The organism is Pantoea sp. BJFS-204 (genome assembly GCF_049310725.1).
Taxonomy (GTDB): domain Bacteria; phylum Pseudomonadota; class Gammaproteobacteria; order Enterobacterales; family Enterobacteriaceae; genus Pantoea; species Pantoea agglomerans.
This window is the reverse complement of sequence record NZ_JBMOWE010000004.1, coordinates 153,612-166,368: the sequence shown is the minus strand read 5'-3', so window position 1 is coordinate 166,368 and position 12,757 is coordinate 153,612. Positions and strand designations below refer to the sequence as shown.

Genomic DNA, 12,757 nt, shown 5'->3' with positions numbered 1-12,757 from the left:
AAAAAGCCAGCGCTACAGCTGGCTTTTTTACACAGAAGTCCGGAATTATTTCAGAATGAAGAGCCGATCAACATCGATTTCGCTATGCCCGTCATCGCGATCTACCTCACCCGTTATCCGTACCTTTTTACCAATAAGGAAGCCGTCGTCGTCTTCGTCATCCTCGTCGACATCAATACGGATACGACCCGTTGAGTCCTGTAACCAGTAGTGGTCATCGTCAGCCCGTCCACTAATCGTACCGGTAAGGGTAACATGACGTTCGTCTCGCATGTTTTTTGCTTCTGCGATGGTGGACTCCTGCCGTGCGAAAGCGGATCCTGAGCAGATCAAGGCCAGCAGCATCCATAATGTTTTTTTCATTAACACCTCCTGTTATACGAGCGCTTGCTGCACGTTGATTCTAAAAACTAAAACGGTAGCCAGCATTAACCTGACGTTGGTTAAAACGTTTTCCGTCTACCATATCGGCCTCCAGGAAGAGCGTATGGCTGCTGATTTGGGCACTCAGGCCGACGCCGTTATTCCAGCCATTTCCTTTAAAGGAAAGACGTTCATTTGATCCGTTCAGAGCATAAGCAGCATCCCCGGCATACTCGCGCATTACACCCGTTTTTACATAGGTGTTGAGTTTGTAATTGCTCTGATTGATTTCATACCCTGCCAGCACGCTTGCCCGGCTCATCAGTGATTTGTAGCTTGAAAGTGTGATATTGAGACCATTAGACGCACCTACGGAAGCACCATCCTGATGACCTGCTGTCAGCTGTAGTTGTGGTTCAAGATAAAAACCTGCCAGCCGATCAGAGAAGCTGAACTTTTTGCCCGCCTCAAGCGATCCGCTCAGACCTGAGGAGACACCGTTACCGGATACCTGGTTATTCTGTGTATCGTGAACATTGAACTGATTCCTTAGCCGGTTGACTTTCACAACGCCATCAACATAGAAACCGGCATCATTTACCCAGGTGGTGTAGAAGCCATAATGCTCAGAACGGATGTTGCCGTTACCATTTTGGTAATGAGGCGATCCTTCAGTTACCCCCATGAACAGGCCCAGATAGATCGGAATTTCATCGGACAAACGTTTATCGACCCCAAACTGATAACCGGTGTAGTTCAGGCTGAAACGGCTCAGCTTGCCATTATCAAAGCCGCTGAACCGTCCATCTATAGCGCGCAGCCAGACATTCCCGGCTGTCTTACCCTGACGAACATCACCCATACGCTGCATCAGCGTCTGCATTTCGGCATAGTTCATCAGATAGCCAGTGTTGAGGAAGTTAGCCCCTGCGTTGGCCGTGCTGGTAATAGGGGAAGTTGCGTTGTCTTGCCCGGCAGGCGCCGTGCCACCGTTATCGGCTGGAGTCGCGGCAGGCTCATTAGCAGGAGTTGCGGCAGGCTCATTAGCAGGAGTCGCGGCAGGCTCATCCGCAGGGATAACGGCCGGATCATCTGCTTCAGGGGTTTCTGGTGCTTTAGGTGAGGAGAGTACCCAGTTGTTGCCTTGCTTATTGACCGAGTAAACATAGCCACCAAGTTCCACGTCGGCGTTACCTTTAAAGGTGGCGATGCCATCAGTCGTTTCAACCACAGTCAGTACTTCGTTGCCAGTGGTGACGGCACTGCCGCGGTTCTGTATGGTCAGACCGTAATCACCGGAACTACTCTCTGTCACCACAACTTTATCGCCAATGTTATTCACGCCAGCACCATCGCCTGCCAGATTGGTGCGCAAGGCGAAGTCGCCGCTGCCGCTGAGGTTGGCGATAGTCAATGTTGAATAGGTTGCGTCATCCGAGGCTGCAGAGAGGTCAACCAGCGAGTTACTCAATGTCAGATTATCGACATTGGATGTTCGCGATACATTCCAGGTGCTGTCGGTCAGATTAACGTTCAGATGGCCATTATTGACGTTATCGCTGCTGGCGCTGCCAGACCAGAGTGAACCCGATGTCAGATTGAGGTCGATGAGTCCGGCCCGGGATAAAACGCTACCAACGATCTGCGCTTTTACGTCGGTGGTGATGACACCTGCTGCATAACCATCATCATATTGCGTAGCCATGGCTATCCCATTCGGAGAGCCCATATCAATGGTCAAATCACCCGTAAGATTCGCTTTACCACCAGCCATGGCGAAGACACCTGTGGCATTCTCCGGACCGGTAATGGTCACTGCATCACCGTTAACTGTGCCACCGCTTGTGGACCAAATACCCAGGGTCATGGTATCCACATTTTTCATCATAATATCGGTGTTCTGCAGATTAATGGTTGCGCCGGTTGACTGTGCGGATACGCCATAAAAACCTGCTGAATAGACCGTATTGCGTTCTTCTTCACTGCCAATGAAGTTAACGATGGCATTGTCGCCCATAGTCACAATGCCGCCAGTCTGATCAGAGGAGATCACGCTACCAGCACCAATGTTTGACAGGCTGTTGTCACGGCCTGACAGACCTGCAGAGGTCTCACCCGCAGTACTGATTGTCAGATGATCGGCCTTCAGCTCACCCCAGCTCCAGATGCCAGCAGAAAGATCCCCAGTGGTAATAATGGTCGAGTTGCTGCCCAGATCAACCGAACCATTATCCTGGATATTAATACCCTGCGAATTATTGCCAAGGGTGTTGATCGTCAATGCATTTGCTTTCAACGTGGCCACGCCATTAATCGACTCACCGGTCAGGTTATCAACCTGAACGGCATTACTGTTAAGACCATTCGTCTGTAAATTACTGTCGTCGCCCAGACTGGCGTGACTTCCGTAACCGCTGACGCGCAGAGCCGTTCCGCCAGTGCCCTGGGTGCTTATTTGCAGGTTGTTTGCCTGCAGCGAGGAACTATTGCTGACAACGACGCCCTCTGCGAAAGAATCACCTGATGCTACCGTGGTGACCGAGGAACCTGATCCTAAACTGGCGGTTACATTTTTTCCGCCGAACTCAATGCCGACCGCTGTTTTACCGGAAACGTTGAGGGTTAACTTATCTGCAGTAAATTCACTGTTTGCCGCTTCAATAAAAATCCCTTTTGCATAACGTTCAGCATCTGACACGCGAACTGTGCTGCCGCTGCCGATGGTAACCGTTGCGGCGGTAGCGCCATTAACCAGGATGCCATAATAACCGTCGCCAGATGACTGGTCGGCAATCAGCGTGGTGCCATCAGTTAAGATGATCTCATTGCCTGTCTGGCTTCCGATGACTGCAGCATAGCTAATCAGAGGCACAACCCCCATCCCACTTGCCAGCATTAATGCTTTTGCGATTTTATTTCGCGGGAATTTATTATTCATCTCAGTCACTCTTCCTTAAGATTTTATTGATAGTGTGATCGTTAAATGGCACCTGAATCATGAGTTGTTATTCAGGTGTTAAGCAGCAGCGATATTTAAGCGATACCAATAAATTGTAGGTTTTATTGATCCCATTAATGGCAGTGCGCATACAAATGTTGCGGGATTATGCAGCGGGAAAAGGATTTATGTAAAGGCATCGCAAGTGTGCCTGTTTTAAGTAAACGTTAAAGACGAAGCCGTATTCGCGAGGAATTTCCATTAAAAATTAAGATAATGCATCGATTGTAATAATGGGTTTTTTGTTAATTATCGTCACATGCATTCTAATTTTGGCTTTATTCATTTTAATCACTGCATTAAAGGTCTGTCTGCTTATGTGTCGCGTAAGGTTGTTAAGCGCGGGTTTAGTGGCAGCACGCTATAATTATATATCGCTACCCATAGTGGTGAGTGCAGAGTGGACGGCAGAATGGAAACATGATGATTGTCACCCCTGAGGTTAACATGTGGCAGGAGAAAGGAGGATTACTGATAAAGTCGTTGTTGTGCTATCAGACTTAATCACACCACTGGAGGGTAAATGATTAATTCACAAAAATAAGGTTAAGAGAGGTTTTATGTTCGTCACAAACAGGTTAGCAGGAGTTTCACTGATGTTACTGGCTTCACTACTTATCGCCTGCACACCGCACAGCAAGGAACCGCAGCGTTTAACAATGCGTAATCCAGCCAGTGAATATTGCGTTAATCGCGGTGGTCAGCAGGTCCAGGAAAAATCTTCGGCAGGTATAACAACCTATTGCCTGCTACCCTCTGGAGAAAGGATTGAGCAGTGGGCTCTGTATCATCGTGACCATCTGAAATGAATTCCCGTTTTGTTCGCCTGCATGCTCCCTGTTCGGGCGAACAACATTTAAAAGTAATGGTATTGCATCATCTGAATCAGCTTAATACACCCTTGCTTAACGACTGAGCAGCTTTTTTATCACCCTGACACGATTTGCCGTACCGGGTCGGTGCTGGTGGATCATGAGCTATATTGGCAGCATATAGCCTGAACAGATAATCATTATCGTAGTCGTGTGAGTCCGGAAGGTAGTATTTGTACGAGCTTTTCTGAATACAATAGACGAAGCCAGTTTTGGCGTCATATTTAAAACGGTTTACAGTGGCCTGGCAGGTTTGTCTTACTATTTCTTACAGCGCTGTATGTCGTGCGTTTGTTGAGAATGACAGAGCATCACAGCACTAAAGGTGATGCTCTGATTTATCTGTTCACCGATTCTGCCCGACGGAGATCAAAATGCATCGCGCCAGGATTATCAGGAATTGATGATCTGCAGGGTGATCAGCCCTCAGCAGATAATGGGTTATGAGTGATCCTGCCCTCCTTTTTTCGCCTCAGCACACCAGTCTCCATACTTCTGAAGGAACTTCACTGTAGGTTTCATTCATTATTAGTTCGGCTTTACGATGATCGTAAGCGCCTTCAAATGAAGAGAGGTCGTCACCAGGAAGTTTTTTCCGCATATAGCTTGTTACGATATCCAGAATATCGGTTGACGGGCAGTTCCTTAACTTATTCAGATAGTAGACTTTGTCCATAATATTCTTGCTGATTTAACCTGTGAAATGAGCTTATACGCAGTCTGAACTTAATTTATGCAGACGCGCCGTTATATCAATGCTGCCAGGCGAGAGTAAGCGGCTCCTGACACCAGATATACTTGTTTCCTTACGCATCGGATACATTCGGGCGCGATCACTCGCACGCGAAGTTCCATTAGCCGGCTAAGCGAAAGGTTAATTTCTGAAAGTAAATTTTAATGGCATGATACATTAATTTAATATCTTCATTGATTTTGCTGATCTTCCCCAATCCCATAACAAATTGAACAGAAAAGCATAGGTCAGAAAAAATAGCACCAGTCCGGATTCAAGTCTCAACGCTGAGAATAGCGTAATATCCAGCCACCATGCTGCAAAGGGGATTAACACTAATAACAGACCCGCCTCAAACAGAACGGCATGGAGGCATCTCATTCGCAAGTTCTTTTTAAATCCTGTTCTTAGCTGAACACTGTCAAACATCAGGTTGAACAGGTAGTTCCATCCCATAGCCAGAGTCGATGAGACCAATGTAAGCAACAACGACTGCGATGGTGCTGCGGAGGTAAAAATAATCAGGATAAAGAAAACCAGCACATTAGCGACAACTTCGAATACCACCGCGTGCAGCACTCTCTCAGTTCTGGTACGCACCGGATATAAACACTTTTCCAAATCAGACGCTCATTAATTAGTCAGGCACCGTACTGGCGCAGGAAAAATTCAGGGTGGCCGTAATATCAGTGAAACGGTTCTTCATACTGCCCTGTTTTAAACCGACGAGAACTTAGCATCAACCTGGCAGAAAGTGAAACCCAATAGAAATATGACGATAAAAACCCATTAAGTTTTGATATTGATCAATTCTGCAAAGTACGCTTTTAATGGTTAACCGTTCAGGACAGCGAGTGTTATTCCTGCTCTGTTTCCGCACCTCTGTCGTACATTAATTCACCCGTTTCACTTCGCTGTTTGTTCAGTCGGATACGATATTAACGTCATCACTCTGCATCTGAATATTAAAACCATAAAAAATGCATATATAGATTTATATTTTAATATTTAGATGATAGTTAGATTTTTTATCTGACATAAAGGGGCGGTTTCAGCTTGTCACTGCGATCAGATTATCTGTGGCAGGCTATTTCCTATGCACTTCTGAGCCAGTGAGCCACTTTCCCGGGCACTGTCTCGCGCGGGAAATAGTGCTGAATGCAATGATCGACGGCAGGTAAAGCATATTTCTTTACCGGTGGATATGACACAACGGGCAATCTTTAAAGACAGTTTTCTGCCGTATAAATGATGAAATCCACTTTTCCGTTAATGTAGATATCGGGTTTCTCTCCCTGCTCCAGATAATTCAGCATCAGCTGCAGCGCGAGCTGGGCATGCTGCCGGGTGTTTTGATCCAGTGTCAGCGCAACGCTCTGCTGCGCCATCAGCGTGCGGGTGGTGGCGTAAAGCTCATGAGTAATCCAGATGCACTGATTCAGCCGACGATGTCGTGCCAGCGCCTGCCCGATCTCGGTATTCCCCAGCCCGGTGTTATAAATGCCCTGGAGATGACCGCTCTGTACCAGCTGCTTCTCCAGCAACTTACTGAGGGTGTCGCGATTTTCCTGGGCGGCCAGAACTTCACGTAACTGAAGATGGGGAAACCGACTGGTTATCAGGTCACGGAACCCTTCAATACGCTGACGATGTGCGCTGTAATCCTGGTGCCCACTGACCATCAACACCTCACCGGGTTGATGCAGCATTTTGCCCATCAGCTGAGCGGCTGTACGTCCTGCCTGCAACTGATTGATCCCCACATGACAGAGCCGGGCGGCACCGGGTAAATCGGTGACCAGTGAGAGCACCGGTACGCCACGTGCCTGGCAATGGTCCAGCGCCTCATAGATCGCCGGATGTTCATGGGCAAAAACGATCAGACCATCCCGCGTTTCACCGCCCTGCCTGATAAGCTTTGCCAGTCGTTCTGGCTGAGCCTCGGGGACAAAAGTGCGGCGCAGCGTTAACCGGCGATAGCCCAGATGCGAGGAAACCTCAGTAAAATCCTGTGCCAGCTGCTTAAAGAAAAACGAATCGTTGCTGCTCAGCAGCAGTTCTATCTGCCACGGATGACGATGCTCCTCCGGCAGGATCCGCTTCAGCCCGACTTCACGTGCTGCCTGCAGCACCCTGTGAACCGTCTCCGGCGAGACGCCGCCACGTTCATTGAGCACCCGATCCACGGTTGCCAGTCCCACACCTGCCCGTCGGGCGACCTCTTTCAGCGACATGCCGCTCTCCTGTGAGGTAAACACCTCAAAACACCGTGCCGCCAGTGTAAAACGCAGCGTTATCCTGCAGATGCATCTTTCTGCCGGACTATGATGGAGTTCAAAAAAATGAATAAAAAGCAACGTGTTGCCCTGCTGGGGTGTGGCTTTATTGGTGAAGTTCATGCCGCGAATCTTCAGGCGCACCCCGGAGTTGAGTTGGTATGGGTCGCGGATGCAGAACCCACTCGCGCCGCTGCCTTTGCGACCCGCTTTGGTGCCCGGGCCGCGTCTGTCACTGAGGCGATAAATGATGAGCAGATTGATATGGTGCTGATCGCCAGCGCGACGCCGACACATGCTGACTTACTGGAAGCAGCAGCCCGCGCCGGTAAAGCTATTTACTGTGAAAAACCGGTCGATCTCTCTCTTGAGCGGGCCCGCTCTGCCGTGGCTAATGTTCTTCCTTACAACGTGCCGGTTACAGTAGGGTTTAATCGCCGTTTTGATGTCAGCCATCAGCAGCTGAAGCAACAACTCCGCCAGGGGCGGATCGGCCCGGCGGAACTGATTCAGATGGTCTGCCGCTCCTCAGCCATGCCGCCGCTGGCCTATCTTCAGGCGTCCGGGGGACAGATGCGCGATCAGGCTATCCACTTTTTTGACCTGTTGCGCTGGCTGACTGAAGAGGAGGTGACCGAGGTGGCAGCGATGGGTGCAGCGCTGGCTCTGCTCTCGATCAGCGAATTTGACGACGTGGACACCAGCACGTTGCTATTGCGGCTGCAGGGCGGGGCGCTGGCACAGCTCGATAATGTCCGCCGCACCGGCTATGGCTACGATGAACGCATCAGTGTGATGGGACCGCACGGGATGCTGGAATCAGCCTCTCAGCCACAGCGCGGCGTCAGCTGCTATCAGGGTGCGCAGATTCAGCAGCCAGGCTTGTTGCCCGACTGGTTCAGCCGGGTGCAGCCAACTTACTATGCTCATCTGGATGCGTTTATCCGATCGCTGAACGGTGAGCAGGTTGACGATCTTCCTGGCCTTGAGGATGGACTGAAAGCCCAGGCGATTGCGGAAGCTGCAGTGATCTCCCTGGCGGAACGGCGTTTCTGTGCGGTGGAAAAACTACCGTTCTGATTCAGCGTGGCACCCTGGCAAAAAATAATTTTATTTTTATCGAATAGAAACCGGCGCTGAGCTGTTTACCGTACAGCGCCGCGCTAGCGGACTGCATCCGGCGGGCTTTATCGCCTGTCTCACAGACCCGATAAGGATAAATTATGACAACGCATTCTGGTTTTTCTCTGCTTGCCGTTCCGGCACTGCTGCTGATGCTGCACTCTCCGCTGAGTATGGCGATGGGCGACAATGACAGTGATAAAAAGACGCCTGACTGCCCCAAAGGTCAGGTCTATGACAGTCACACTAAAAGTTGTGTGCCTGAGAAGACCAGCAAGCTGAGTGACGACGATAAAACCCGCTATGCCTGGCATCTGGCGAAAAAGGGCGAATATCAGGCGGCGCTGAACCTGCTGGATACGCTGAAAAATCAGGATACCCGTGAAGCCTGGAACTATCGTGGTTACGCCACCCGTAAACTGGGCCGCACGGACGAGGGCATTGGCTATTATCAGCGCGCCATTGCACTTGATCCCCGTTACGCTAAAGTGCGTGAATATCTGGGCGAAGCCTGGATGATCAAAGGGCGTCCGGATCTGGCGCGCGAACAGTTAAAAACCATTGCCGGGATTTGTGGTACAGACTGCGAGGAATATCGCGATCTGCAGGCCGCGATCAATGGCCACCCCGAGGTCTGATGCGGAAGGGAGGAGCGAAAAATCACTCACAGTGACATCCGTCAGCACCTTGCGGAACATCTGACGCGGCTCTGGCGTTACGGCTATGTGCTGTCACACAACCGTGACATGGCAGAAGAGCTGGTGCAGTCAACCTGCGTACGCGCGCTGGAACGCAGCGCGCAGTTCACGCCGGGCACACGCATTGATCGATGGCTTTTTTCGATCCTTCACTCCATCTGGGCCAGTGATTTACGGGCGCGAAAGGTCCGGCAGGGACAGGGATTCGTGGATCCCGATGCGCTGCTGGCCGCAGACAACCACACCAACAGCGACGACAACCGCCATTTCCAGCGCATTATGCTACAGGTTAACGCCTTACCCGAGGCGCAGCGTAATGCACTGTTTCTGGTGTATGTCGAAGGTCTGACCTATCAAGAGGCGGCAGAGACGCTCTCGGTTCCCATTGGCACTATTATGAGCCGTCTGGCCGCCGCACGTGCCACGCTGGCCAGACAGCCGGCGACCTCGCCCGCACCGCAGGAGAAACGGAGATGAACAGGGAAACTTTTACGCCACCGTGGCGCGATGAGGCAATCGTTGCCTGGCTGGATGGTGAGATGACGCCACAGGAAGCCGTGCAGTTTGAGCAGGCGATGGCAGGGGATCCCGAACTGTCGGCACGGGTTGAGCATTTACAGCACAGTAATCTCGATTTTGAACAGGCTTTTGCGCCGCTGCTGGAACAGGCACCGCAGGCCAGAATGGCACAGCAACTGGCAGCCATCACGGCACCAGAGTCAATGCCAGCCAAAGGCTACAGCCGTCGGGCACTGATTGCTGCGTCTGTCAGCTTTTTGCTGGTGGGCAGTGGCATCGGTTTCCTGGCAAGACCGGAAGATGATGAGAAAGATGAAAGCCAGAATATCCGCGATCTGGAGGCGCGTTATATGTCGCTCTACAGTGCTGAAACGCTGGCCGATACGCCTGATGACGCCGCCATGCTGCAAAGGGGGCTGGACCGTACCCGACTCGATTTAGGATTGCAGCTGCATCAACAGCAACTCAGCCTGCCAGGGGCTGAACTGAAAATGGTGCGGATCCTGCGCTACGAACGGACGTCGATTGCACAAATCGCCTGGCTGCATGCTGATTATGGCCCGATGGCGCTCTGTATCTCGCCTGAGCCGGACAGCGCGAATCCCATCGCCCATGAAAAGCGCCATGGCATGCAGCTGGCCTGGTGGAAGCGTGACGGCTATCAATATGTGCTGATTGGCCGCAACCCACCGGCTCAACTGGCTGCAACAGCGGAAACATTGCAGACAGCACTCAGTTAATCGGACCCTTCAGCGGTTACCGTTACAGCGGCTTTCTGCCCTGCGCGGCAATGGCCAGCGCAATGTTGACGCGATCATCAACCACCCCGACCAGCCGATCCATTCCGAAGGCTGAGCGGGAGATGGCGGTGGAGGCATGTAGCGCCAGCGAACCTGAAGCCGGATCAATTGTCTTTCCGCTGTCCAGCGAGGCCAGCATCACGACTGGCCGGCTGACATTTTTAACCGTCAGCACACCAAAAATACGGTAATTGCCGCCACCCAGTGAGGCCAAGCGACTACTGACAAAGTGAATGTTTGGGTAATGCTCTGCATCAAAAAACAGATTACTTTTCAGTTGCCAGGTTAACAGGCTGTTCGAGGCCACCAGTGTCCCTACCGGAATAGTCACTTCAATACGATCGTCACGGTCTTCATCAGGATTGAGTGTCACCGTGCCGCTCACACCCTGCAGTCTGGCCTGCGAAAATTGGTGACCAAAGGCGCGCCATGAAAGGCCTATCGACGTTTTATCGGGGGTAATGGCATAGGTTACCGGCGCGGCGTAAAGCACCGGGCTGAGCAGGGCTAACAGAGTGCATAAACAGGCGGCACGCATCATCACTATTTTCTCTTTTTTAGGCAGACCCAACGTTAACGCCTGAAACCGCGATCCTATTCACTTTTTTTAGCACTGTTTTTACCTTACAGGCACAGATAATCTGACAGATATTAACTGACTGTCACCTGAGAATCACCAAAGTGTAATGATTATTGCAAGGGCAGAACATTAATAACGAAAAATATTAAGAATACATTAAGACGGCTTTATTAATCTGTGATTCATCCTGAGATGAGCGGAGCGCTATTTTTTTCGATGTGATACTGTGAGTAGCAGACTGAATTTAGCCCAGCAATTTCAGCGTGTTAATTTTTCTTTCCAGAAGTGACTTCATTCGGATGAGCTGAATCCTGCTCTGGTGACTGACAGAGTCTGCTGATTTTAAACAAAATATCAATAAATCAAAAAGAGTTGAGGTCAGGGCTATTATTAGCCATTTAATAGTGAACTTTTTCTGAAATCCTTAACTTGCCCTCCCTTGATTTTATTTCAATTCACACTCTTCATTTAATGTTCAGTTAACTTTCATACGGTAGTTTGTATTAGCAGTCCGGTAACCTTAATTCCAGAACGGGAAAGCGTGGTGTCGATAACACCCTGGCCGACTGTGAGTCATTCGCTATTTCGATTATTTTCTGGCGTTGTGCCTGATTAACAACGCGCGACAGCTTATGGGTTTGATCTGCAGGAGTTTTAGCATGGATTTTTTGCCATTTTCCCGGCCTTCATTCGGTGATGAAGAGCTGGCTGCTGTTAAAGCGGTATTTGACTCTGGCTGGATAACGACCGGGGCAAAATGCGCCGAACTGGAGCAGGCCTTTGTTCAGATGACCGGCAACCAGCACGCCATTGCAGTAAGCTCTGCCACTGCCGGAATGCATGTCACGCTGATGGCGATGGGGATCGGGCCTGGCGATGAGGTGATCACGCCGTCCATGACCTGGGTCTCTACCCTGAACCTGATCACGCTTCTGGGTGCCACGCCGGTGATGATTGATGTGGATCCCGACAACCTGATGGTCACGCCGGACCGGATAGCGCAGGCGATTACGCCCCGCACCCGCGCGATTATTCCGGTGCATTACGCTGGTGCACCTGCCGATCTCGCGTCAATCTATCAACTGGCTGAGCAGCGTGGGATTGCCATTATTGAAGATGCGGCTCACGCGGTGGGCACCACATATCACCAAAAACCGATCGGGCATCGTGGTACGGCGATTTTCTCTTTCCACGCCATCAAGAATATCACCTGCGCGGAAGGGGGCCTGGTGGTGACCGATGACGCCACTCTCGCCGATCGTATACGCAGCCTGAAGTTTCATGGCCTGGCGGTGGATGCGTTTGATCGTCATACCCAGGGGCGTCTGCCGCAGGCGGAAGTCATGATGCCGGGCTTTAAATATAATCTGCCCGATATCAGCGCGGCGATTGCGCTGGTGCAGTTACAGAAACTGCCGGGCTTTATTGCCCGCCGCCGTGAGATTGCTGAACGCTATCTTGAAGCGCTGCGCACGCTGCCGTTCACGCCGCTGTCACTGCCCGCCTGGCCACATCAGCATGCGTGGCACCTGTTTATTATTCGCATTGATGAACAGCGCTGCGGTCTGTCGCGCGATGCCTTTATGCAGGCACTGAAGACGCGGGATATCGGCAGCGGATTGCATTTCCGTGCGGCGCATACCCATAAATATTATCGCGAGCACTATCCCGATTTACGTCTTCCCGCCAGTGAACTTAACAGCCAGCAGATGTGTTCGATTCCACTGTTTCCGTCAATGACGGATCAGGATGTCGAACGTGTGATTCAGGCTTTACATGACATTGCCGGAGCCTGA

The 12,757-nt window shown here is 50.9% G+C and carries 12 protein-coding genes; 6 read left to right on the top strand and 6 right to left on the bottom strand.

What is annotated here, in order from left to right; genetic code table 11:
* Positions 1-45 precede the first annotated feature (45 nt).
* Positions 46-363 (bottom strand): NirD/YgiW/YdeI family stress tolerance protein, encoded by a 318-nt coding sequence (locus tag ACO6VX_RS13935; protein WP_033760000.1) that lies wholly within the window; start codon positions 361-363, stop codon positions 46-48.
* Between the two features lie 40 nt (positions 364-403).
* The gene (locus ACO6VX_RS13930; protein WP_422431662.1) at positions 404-3,301 is read right to left on the bottom strand and encodes an autotransporter outer membrane beta-barrel domain-containing protein; all 2,898 of its coding nucleotides are present in this window, start codon (positions 3,299-3,301) and stop codon (positions 404-406) included.
* 656 nt (positions 3,302-3,957) lie between these two features.
* Between ACO6VX_RS13930 and ACO6VX_RS13925 the strand changes: the two genes are divergently transcribed.
* Positions 3,958-4,170 (top strand): DUF333 domain-containing protein, encoded by a 213-nt coding sequence (locus ACO6VX_RS13925; protein WP_223566314.1) that lies wholly within the window; start codon positions 3,958-3,960, stop codon positions 4,168-4,170.
* 535 nt (positions 4,171-4,705) lie between these two features.
* Here the strand turns inward: ACO6VX_RS13925 and ACO6VX_RS13920 are convergent.
* From ACO6VX_RS13920 to ACO6VX_RS13910, 3 genes are all read right to left on the bottom strand, one after another.
* Entirely contained in the window at positions 4,706-4,909 is a 204-nt protein-coding gene (locus tag ACO6VX_RS13920; RefSeq protein ID WP_010257166.1) for an Hha/YmoA family nucleoid-associated regulatory protein, read from the bottom strand.
* Positions 4,910-5,143: 234 nt separating this feature from the next.
* A complete protein-coding gene (locus ACO6VX_RS13915) occupies positions 5,144-5,587 on the bottom strand; it encodes a PACE efflux transporter (protein ID WP_022624297.1) in 444 nt (147 codons plus the stop codon).
* Positions 5,588-6,189: 602 nt separating this feature from the next.
* Positions 6,190-7,200 (bottom strand): LacI family DNA-binding transcriptional regulator, encoded by a 1,011-nt coding sequence (locus ACO6VX_RS13910; RefSeq protein WP_422431659.1) that lies wholly within the window; start codon positions 7,198-7,200, stop codon positions 6,190-6,192.
* A gap of 108 nt (positions 7,201-7,308) precedes the next feature.
* On the opposite strand from ACO6VX_RS13910, the gene ACO6VX_RS13905 reads away from it, so the two are divergent.
* The 4 genes from ACO6VX_RS13905 to ACO6VX_RS13890 all read left to right on the top strand — a co-directional run bounded on the left by ACO6VX_RS13905 (position 7,309) and on the right by ACO6VX_RS13890 (position 10,321).
* Positions 7,309-8,322 carry a Gfo/Idh/MocA family oxidoreductase gene (locus ACO6VX_RS13905; protein WP_422431657.1) on the top strand — a complete coding sequence of 338 codons (1,014 nt, stop codon included), beginning with the start codon at positions 7,309-7,311 and terminating at the stop codon, positions 8,320-8,322.
* Between the two features lie 143 nt (positions 8,323-8,465).
* A complete protein-coding gene (locus ACO6VX_RS13900; RefSeq protein WP_022624294.1) occupies positions 8,466-9,002 on the top strand; it encodes a tetratricopeptide repeat protein in 537 nt (178 codons plus the stop codon).
* A gap of 87 nt (positions 9,003-9,089) precedes the next feature.
* The gene (locus ACO6VX_RS13895; protein WP_010257152.1) at positions 9,090-9,539 is read left to right on the top strand and encodes a sigma-70 family RNA polymerase sigma factor; all 450 of its coding nucleotides are present in this window, start codon (positions 9,090-9,092) and stop codon (positions 9,537-9,539) included.
* The gene (locus ACO6VX_RS13890) at positions 9,536-10,321 is read left to right on the top strand and encodes an anti-sigma factor family protein (protein ID WP_422431655.1); all 786 of its coding nucleotides are present in this window, start codon (positions 9,536-9,538) and stop codon (positions 10,319-10,321) included. Before ACO6VX_RS13895 ends, ACO6VX_RS13890 begins: the two co-directional genes overlap by 4 nt.
* 22 nt (positions 10,322-10,343) lie before the next feature.
* Here the strand turns inward: ACO6VX_RS13890 and ACO6VX_RS13885 are convergent, their stop codons facing one another.
* Positions 10,344-10,922, bottom strand: coding sequence for a YceI family protein (locus ACO6VX_RS13885; protein ID WP_167430598.1), 579 nt, complete (start codon positions 10,920-10,922; stop codon positions 10,344-10,346).
* Positions 10,923-11,620: 698 nt separating this feature from the next.
* Between ACO6VX_RS13885 and arnB the strand changes: the two genes are divergently transcribed.
* A complete protein-coding gene (arnB, locus tag ACO6VX_RS13880) occupies positions 11,621-12,757 on the top strand; it encodes a UDP-4-amino-4-deoxy-L-arabinose aminotransferase (protein WP_060678748.1) in 1,137 nt (378 codons plus the stop codon).

Coding starts and splice junctions, on each gene's coding strand:
- ACO6VX_RS13890 (WP_422431655.1), top strand. CDS start 9,536: ATGAACAGGGAAACTTTTACGCCACCGTGGCGCGATGAGGCAATCGTT.
- ACO6VX_RS13935 (WP_033760000.1), bottom strand. CDS start 363: ATGAAAAAAACATTATGGATGCTGCTGGCCTTGATCTGCTCAGGATCC.
- ACO6VX_RS13930 (WP_422431662.1), bottom strand. CDS start 3,301: ATGAATAATAAATTCCCGCGAAATAAAATCGCAAAAGCATTAATGCTG.
- ACO6VX_RS13920 (WP_010257166.1), bottom strand. CDS start 4,909: ATGGACAAAGTCTACTATCTGAATAAGTTAAGGAACTGCCCGTCAACC.
- ACO6VX_RS13900 (WP_022624294.1), top strand. CDS start 8,466: ATGACAACGCATTCTGGTTTTTCTCTGCTTGCCGTTCCGGCACTGCTG.
- arnB (WP_060678748.1), top strand. CDS start 11,621: ATGGATTTTTTGCCATTTTCCCGGCCTTCATTCGGTGATGAAGAGCTG.
- ACO6VX_RS13885 (WP_167430598.1), bottom strand. CDS start 10,922: ATGATGCGTGCCGCCTGTTTATGCACTCTGTTAGCCCTGCTCAGCCCG.
- ACO6VX_RS13910 (WP_422431659.1), bottom strand. CDS start 7,200: ATGTCGCTGAAAGAGGTCGCCCGACGGGCAGGTGTGGGACTGGCAACC.
- ACO6VX_RS13925 (WP_223566314.1), top strand. CDS start 3,958: ATGTTACTGGCTTCACTACTTATCGCCTGCACACCGCACAGCAAGGAA.
- ACO6VX_RS13905 (WP_422431657.1), top strand. CDS start 7,309: ATGAATAAAAAGCAACGTGTTGCCCTGCTGGGGTGTGGCTTTATTGGT.